Raw genomic sequence first — 1654 nt, 5'->3', positions numbered from 1 at the left:
TTGATGGAATCTACCGGCGCGAAACAAGGAATCATCGGCATTAAATCGAAAAATAAAAATGCGATTGATGCAATCAAATCACATATCAGCGACACGCGTATTTCCGTTCACGAACTTGGCGATTTTTATCCTTCTGGCGATGAATATATTTTAGTGTATGAAGCAACGAAACGACTTATTCCGCCGCAAGGAATTCCGCTCGATGTCGGCGTTGTTGTGAACAATGTCGAAACGTTGTATAACATTTCGCAAGCGACAGAAGAAATTTCTGTAACAGAAAAATTTATTACCATCGCTGGCGCAGTAAAAAATCCAATATCATTTCTTGCGCCAATCGGAATGAGTTTTCGCGATGCGATTTCTCTCGCTGGCGGAACAACAGAAAAAAAATTTGCAGTGTTTGTCAGCGGAATTATGATGGGGAAATTGGAATTCAATCTTGATATTCCAATTACAAAAACCTGCGCGGGACTTGTTGTTCTCCCAACAGAACATACACTTGTGCAAAGAAAAATGCAACCGGAAAAAGTAAAACATCATATCGGAAAATCTGCGTGCGACCAGTGTAGTTATTGCACGGAACTTTGTCCGCGTTACATTCTTGGTTACGACATTCAGCCGCACAAAGTGATGCGGAGTTTGGGATTCACAACAACGGGAGAAAATATCTGGAATCAATTTGCACAACTTTGCTGCGCGTGTGGATTGTGCACGTTGTATGCGTGTCCCGAAAGTTTATTTCCGAAAGAAGCATGCGACAAAGCGAAACACGATTTGCGCGAACAAGGAATCAAGTGGAGCGGAAAGATGGAAGTCGAACCGCATCCGATGTATGAAGGAAGACGCACACCGTTGAAACAATTGATGAAACGTCTCGGCGTAGAAGAATATAATGTTGACACAAAATTTTCTTCTGAAAAAATTCTTCCGAAGAAAGTGGAAATTCCGTTATCGCAACACATCGGTTCTCCCGCGCAAGCAGTTGTTCGCGTTGGAGATAATGTTCGCAAAGGACAACTCATCGGCGAAATTCCCGAAGGAAAATTAGGAGCGCGAATTCACGCGAGCATTGATGGAGTGGTGAAAAATGTTGATGAAAAAAATATTGTAATTGAAAAATAAAATTTAAACTTGGTGCCTTTGTGTCTTAGTGGTTTAAATTTTTACCACAAAGACACCAAGACACAAAGACACAAAGAAAGTAAACACCTTATGCAAAAAAACTCAATTGGTCTTATCGAACTCACAAGTATTGCTGCCGGATTTCTCGTTGCAGACGCAATGTTAAAAGCGGCGGAAGTAGAAATAATTTTATCGCGCACTATTTGTTCGGGAAAATATATGGTGCTGATTGGCGGAGACGTTGCAGCAGTGCGGGCAAGCGTTGATGCGGGAGTTCTTGCCGGACGCGGTTCGATTATTGATACGTTTGTGATTCCGAATGTTCATCAAAATGTTTTTCCCGCAATTTCCGGAACGAGTAAAGTAGATTTGCTCGAAGCATTGGGAATCATCGAATCGTTTTCCGTTGCATCACTCATTGAAGCCGCTGATGCATCAGTAAAATCTGCAAACGTTACACTGATAGAAATTCGTCTTGCTATGGCGTTGGGCGGAAAAGCATTTTTGACAATGACGGGAGAAGTTGCCGCCG

2 protein-coding genes are annotated in these 1654 nt (G+C 42.2%); both read left to right on the top strand.

Annotation, left to right across the window (positions count from 1 at the left end; translation table 11 throughout):
- Window positions 1–1122, top strand: a 1122-nt coding sequence (locus FJ218_11500) for an NADH dehydrogenase subunit (protein ID MBM4167526.1), incomplete at its 5' end; no start/stop codon positions are given.
- 90 nt (window positions 1123–1212) lie between these two features.
- Window positions 1213–1654, top strand: a 442-nt coding sequence (locus FJ218_11495; GenBank protein MBM4167525.1) for a BMC domain-containing protein, incomplete at its 3' end; no start/stop codon positions are given.

It is taken from the genome of Ignavibacteria bacterium (assembly GCA_016873775.1).
GTDB lineage: Bacteria > Bacteroidota > Ignavibacteria > UBA10030 > F1-140-MAGs086 > JAGXRH01.
The sequence above is the reverse complement of the archived record's forward strand: the minus strand, read 5'-3'. Positions and strand labels throughout refer to the sequence as shown.